Genomic DNA, 5,232 nt, shown 5'->3' with positions numbered 1-5,232 from the left:
CGAAGGAAGCGCCCGGAGGGCCTGGAAACAGGAACGAAGGAAGCGTCCGCACCTTGAGAACTCAACAGCGTGCCAAAAATCAACGCCAGATTAGTTGATACCCCGTCCATCTTCGGATGGTCGAGGTTCCTTTGAAAAAGTCCACTTCCTGCGTGCAGGGGGTGGCGACACTACAGCGAGGACGCTGTGGACGGTCGGCCATATTCCGGCATGACTGTCCCGCTCAACGCGAGTGGTACCCGATTACGGGTAAACATTCACGGAGAGTTTGATCCTGGCTCAGGACGAACGCTGGCGGCGTGCTTAACACATGCAAGTCGAACGATGAAGCCCTTCGGGGTGGATTAGTGGCGAACGGGTGAGTAACACGTGGGCAATCTGCCCTTCACTCTGGGACAAGCCCTGGAAACGGGGTCTAATACCGGATACGACCTGCCGAGGCATCTCGGTGGGTGGAAAGCTCCGGCGGTGAAGGATGAGCCCGCGGCCTATCAGCTTGTTGGTGGGGTAATGGCCTACCAAGGCGACGACGGGTAGCCGGCCTGAGAGGGCGACCGGCCACACTGGGACTGAGACACGGCCCAGACTCCTACGGGAGGCAGCAGTGGGGAATATTGCACAATGGGCGAAAGCCTGATGCAGCGACGCCGCGTGAGGGATGACGGCCTTCGGGTTGTAAACCTCTTTCAGCAGGGAAGAAGCGAAAGTGACGGTACCTGCAGAAGAAGCGCCGGCTAACTACGTGCCAGCAGCCGCGGTAATACGTAGGGCGCAAGCGTTGTCCGGAATTATTGGGCGTAAAGAGCTCGTAGGCGGCTTGTCACGTCGGGTGTGAAAGCCCGGGGCTTAACCCCGGGTCTGCATCCGATACGGGCAGGCTAGAGTGTGGTAGGGGAGATCGGAATTCCTGGTGTAGCGGTGAAATGCGCAGATATCAGGAGGAACACCGGTGGCGAAGGCGGATCTCTGGGCCATTACTGACGCTGAGGAGCGAAAGCGTGGGGAGCGAACAGGATTAGATACCCTGGTAGTCCACGCCGTAAACGTTGGGAACTAGGTGTTGGCGACATTCCACGTCGTCGGTGCCGCAGCTAACGCATTAAGTTCCCCGCCTGGGGAGTACGGCCGCAAGGCTAAAACTCAAAGGAATTGACGGGGGCCCGCACAAGCAGCGGAGCATGTGGCTTAATTCGACGCAACGCGAAGAACCTTACCAAGGCTTGACATATACCGGAAAGCATTAGAGATAGTGCCCCCCTTGTGGTCGGTATACAGGTGGTGCATGGCTGTCGTCAGCTCGTGTCGTGAGATGTTGGGTTAAGTCCCGCAACGAGCGCAACCCTTGTCCTGTGTTGCCAGCATGCCCTTCGGGGTGATGGGGACTCACAGGAGACCGCCGGGGTCAACTCGGAGGAAGGTGGGGACGACGTCAAGTCATCATGCCCCTTATGTCTTGGGCTGCACACGTGCTACAATGGCCGGTACAAAGAGCTGCGATGCCGTGAGGCGGAGCGAATCTCAAAAAGCCGGTCTCAGTTCGGATTGGGGTCTGCAACTCGACCCCATGAAGTCGGAGTTGCTAGTAATCGCAGATCAGCATTGCTGCGGTGAATACGTTCCCGGGCCTTGTACACACCGCCCGTCACGTCACGAAAGTCGGTAACACCCGAAGCCGGTGGCCCAACCCCTTGTGGGAGGGAGCTGTCGAAGGTGGGACTGGCGATTGGGACGAAGTCGTAACAAGGTAGCCGTACCGGAAGGTGCGGCTGGATCACCTCCTTTCTAAGGAGCACAGTACCGATTGCGAGCAAATGTCTCGCACGGTCAGCTCATGGGTGGAACGTTGATTAGTTGGCACGGTCACGAGGGTCTCTCTGCTAGTACTGCTTCGGCGTGGAACGTGGTGAAGATCCGAGGGATCGTGCTTGGCACGTTGTTGGGTGTCTGAGGGTACGGCCGGAAGGTCTGCCTTCGAGGATGCCGGCCCCAGTGAACTTGCTTGCTTGTCGAGTGAGGTGGTGGGTGGCTGGTCGTTGTTTGAGAACTACACAGTGGACGCGAGCATCTGTGGCCAAGTTTTTAAGGGCGCACGGTGGATGCCTTGGCACCAGGAACCGATGAAGGACGTGGGAGGCCACGATAGTCCCCGGGGAGCCGTCAACCAGGCTTTGATCCGGGGGTTTCCGAATGGGGAAACCCGGCAGTCGTCATGGGCTGTCACCCATGCCTGAACACATAGGGCATGTGGAGGGAACGAGGGGAAGTGAAACATCTCAGTACCCTCAGGAAGAGAAAACAACCGTGATTCCGGGAGTAGTGGCGAGCGAAACCGGATGAGGCCAAACCGTATGCGTGTGATACCCGGCAGGGGTTGCGTATACGGGGTTGTGGGATCTCTCTTTCACAGTCTGCCGGCTGTGAGACGAGTCAGAAACCGTTGATGTAGGCGAAGGACATGCGAAAGGTCCGGCGTAGAGGGTAAGACCCCCGTAGCTGAAACATTGACGGCTCGTTTGAGAGACACCCAAGTAGCACGGGGCCCGAGAAATCCCGTGTGAATCTGGCGGGACCACCCGTTAAGCCTAAATATTCCCTGGTGACCGATAGCGGATAGTACCGTGAGGGAATGGTGAAAAGTACCGCGGGAGCGGAGTGAAATAGTACCTGAAACCGTGTGCCTACAAGCCGTGGGAGCGTCGGATGCGAGTTTACTTGCATCTCGTGACTGCGTGCCTTTTGAAGAATGAGCCTGCGAGTTTGCGGTGTGTTGCGAGGTTAACCCGTGTGGGGAAGCCGTAGCGAAAGCGAGTCCGAATAGGGCGTTTTAGTAGCACGCTCAAGACCCGAAGCGGAGTGATCTAGCCATGGGCAGGTTGAAGCGGAGGTAAGACTTCGTGGAGGACCGAACCCACCAGGGTTGAAAACCTGGGGGATGACCTGTGGTTAGGGGTGAAAGGCCAATCAAACTCCGTGATAGCTGGTTCTCCCCGAAATGCATTTAGGTGCAGCGTCGTGTGTTTCTTGCCGGAGGTAGAGCACTGGATAGGCGATGGGCCCTACCGGGTTACTGACCTTAGCCAAACTCCGAATGCCGGTAAGTGAGAGCACGGCAGTGAGACTGTGGGGGATAAGCTCCATGGTCGAGAGGGAAACAGCCCAGAGCATCGACTAAGGCCCCTAAGCGTACGCTAAGTGGGAAAGGATGTGGAGTCGCAGAGACAACCAGGAGGTTGGCTTAGAAGCAGCCACCCTTGAAAGAGTGCGTAATAGCTCACTGGTCAAGTGATTCCGCGCCGACAATGTAGCGGGGCTCAAGCGTACCGCCGAAGTCGTGTCATTGCAGTACATACCCCCAACGGGGACTGTGATGGGTAGGGGAGCGTCGTGTGCCGGGTGAAGCAGCCGCGGAAGCGAGTTGTGGACGGTTCACGAGTGAGAATGCAGGCATGAGTAGCGATACACACGTGAGAAACGTGTGCGCCGATTGACTAAGGGTTCCTGGGTCAAGCTGATCTGCCCAGGGTAAGTCGGGACCTAAGGCGAGGCCGACAGGCGTAGTCGATGGACAACCGGTTGATATTCCGGTACCCGCTTTGAAACGCCCAGTATCGAGCCCATTAATGCTAAGGCCGTGAAGCCGTTCCGGACCCTTCGGGGAATGGAAAGTGGTGGAGCCGTCGATCCAAGGTGGTAGTAGGTAAGCGATGGGGTGACGCAGGAAGGTAGTCCAGCCCGGGCGGTGGTTGTCCCGGGGTAAGGGTGTAGGCCGTGTGGTAGGCAAATCCGTCACACATTAAGGCTGAGACCTGATGCCGAGCCGATTGTGGTGAAGTGGATGATCCTATGCTGTCGAGAAAAGCCTCTAGCGAGTTTCATGGCGGCCCGTACCCTAAACCGACTCAGGTGGTCAGGTAGAGAATACCGAGGCGTTCGGGTGAACTATGGTTAAGGAACTCGGCAAAATGCCCCCGTAACTTCGGGAGAAGGGGGGCCACGTCTGGTGATGAGTCTTGCACTCTGAGCTGGGGGTGGCCGCAGAGACCAGCGAGAAGCGACTGTTTACTAAAAACACAGGTCCGTGCGAAGCCGTAAGGCGATGTATACGGACTGACGCCTGCCCGGTGCTGGAACGTTAAGGGGACCGGTTAGCTCCATTTCGGTGGGGCGAAGCTGAGAACTTAAGCGCCAGTAAACGGCGGTGGTAACTATAACCATCCTAAGGTAGCGAAATTCCTTGTCGGGTAAGTTCCGACCTGCACGAATGGCGTAACGACTTCTCGACTGTCTCAACCATAGGCCCGGTGAAATTGCACTACGAGTAAAGATGCTCGTTTCGCGCAGCAGGACGGAAAGACCCCGGGACCTTTACTACAGTTTGATATTGGTGTTCGGTTCGGCTTGTGTAGGATAGGTGGGAGACTTTGAAGCTGTGACGCCAGTCATGGTGGAGTCGCCGTTGAAATACCACTCTGGTCGTGCTGGATGTCTAACCTCGGTCCGTGATCCGGATCAGGGACAGTGTCTGATGGGTAGTTTAACTGGGGCGGTTGCCTCCCAAAGGGTAACGGAGGCGCCCAAAGGTTCCCTCAGCCTGGTTGGCAATCAGGTGTTGAGTGTAAGTGCACAAGGGAGCTTGACTGTGAGACCGACGGGTCGAGCAGGGACGAAAGTCGGGACTAGTGATCCGGCGGTGGCTTGTGGAAGCGCCGTCGCTCAACGGATAAAAGGTACCCCGGGGATAACAGGCTGATCTTCCCCAAGAGTCCATATCGACGGGATGGTTTGGCACCTCGATGTCGGCTCGTCGCATCCTGGGGCTGGAGTCGGTCCCAAGGGTTGGGCTGTTCGCCCATTAAAGCGGTACGCGAGCTGGGTTTAGAACGTCGTGAGACAGTTCGGTCCCTATCCGCTGTGCGCGTAGGAATATTGAGAAGGGCTGTCCCTAGTACGAGAGGACCGGGACGGACGAACCTCTGGTGTGCCAGTTGTCCTGCCAAGGGCATGGCTGGTTGGCTACGTTCGGGAGGGATAACCGCTGAAAGCATCTAAGCGGGAAGCCTGCTTCGAGATGAGTATTCCCACCTCCTTGAGAGGGTAAGGCTCCCAGTAGACGACTGGGTTGATAGGCCGGATGTGGAAGCCCAGTAATGGGTGGAGCTGACCGGTACTAATAGGCCGAGGGCTTGTCCTCAGTTGCTCGCGTCCACTGTGTTAGTTCTGAAGTAACGAACA

General features: G+C 57.2%; 2 rRNA genes. Both read left to right on the top strand.

Annotated features, from left to right (window positions below):
* Nucleotides 1-256: 256 nt before the first annotated feature.
* Nucleotides 257-1,782: ribosomal RNA gene (locus tag BU197_RS18525) — 16S ribosomal RNA — on the top strand.
* A 287-nt stretch (nt 1,783-2,069) separates the two neighbouring features.
* Nucleotides 2,070-5,191, top strand: a 23S ribosomal RNA gene (locus BU197_RS18520).
* Together the 16S and 23S rRNA genes form the textbook arrangement of a ribosomal RNA operon.
* Nucleotides 5,192-5,232 lie beyond the last annotated feature (41 nt).

The sequence above is a fragment of the Streptomyces sp. CBMA291 genome (assembly GCF_014596525.1).
Taxonomy (GTDB): domain Bacteria; phylum Actinomycetota; class Actinomycetes; order Streptomycetales; family Streptomycetaceae; genus Streptomyces.
This window is presented reverse-complemented; position numbering and strand designations above follow the sequence as displayed.